At 21.1% G+C, this 786-nt stretch carries 1 protein-coding gene; it reads right to left on the bottom strand.

Features of this window, described 5'->3' with window-relative positions; all coding sequences use genetic code 4:
* Window positions 1-255: 255 nt before the first annotated feature.
* Window positions 256-531, bottom strand: coding sequence for a hypothetical protein (locus M0D11_RS06230; RefSeq protein ID WP_252321084.1), 276 nt, complete (start codon window positions 529-531; stop codon window positions 256-258).
* Between the last annotated feature and the right edge of the window lie 255 nt (window positions 532-786).

Raw genomic sequence — 786 nt, 5'->3', positions numbered from 1 at the left:
CCTTGGGTCTTTTAAATATTGACCATAATAAGCACTAACTCCAACCATAGCACTTAATGGACTTAATCCAGTTCTTAAAATTTTAGTTAAAGTATAATTACTAGTTTGTTCTAACTCATTAGGCATAAATAAAACTCCTTACTTTATATACTAATAAGGAGCTTGTATATGAATTATAATCTAATCCATTGGGGCTTAACGAAAAATATATAATCCATATATAAGCCCCTTATTTAATTTTTAATTTATACATTATTATTTTCATTCAGTAATATCTACAATAGTACCGGATAAATCTAATTTTAAATCATAATAATTACCAACTTTAAAACTAAGTTTATGCAAATATTGTGTAAAATCATTAACTACTAACGGGTTATATCATTTATCCCGTACTTTACCGGTAGGTATATTAGTTTGTTTATTAATTTCTAAAAAAGTTAAAACATCAAATTTCAAATTTTGACCTTGATTATTTTTATCTGGTATCATTCTATTTTTATCAATATTAACCAATTGAACTTTAAACATAAAAATTGCCAACTTCTTTCTATATAAAATATAAATTGAATTGGCAAACAATTAATAATTAAATTAAAAATACATAACTATAAAATTAATCTATTAAAAAAGTTCTTAATATTAATATTTAACTATTTCCTGTCAGAAATTGTAAACCAATTCAAATAAGTTAAACATTAACTCAAAAACTAATTTCAAATTAATATAAACTTATGAATAAATATTAACATATTTAATAAAAATTTCAATAAATATAAACATAAT

The organism is Spiroplasma endosymbiont of Lariophagus distinguendus (genome assembly GCF_023846195.1).
GTDB lineage: Bacteria > Bacillota_I > Bacilli_A > Mycoplasmatales > VBWQ01 > Spiroplasma_E.
The sequence above is the reverse complement of the archived record's forward strand: the minus strand, read 5'-3'. Positions and strand labels throughout refer to the sequence as shown.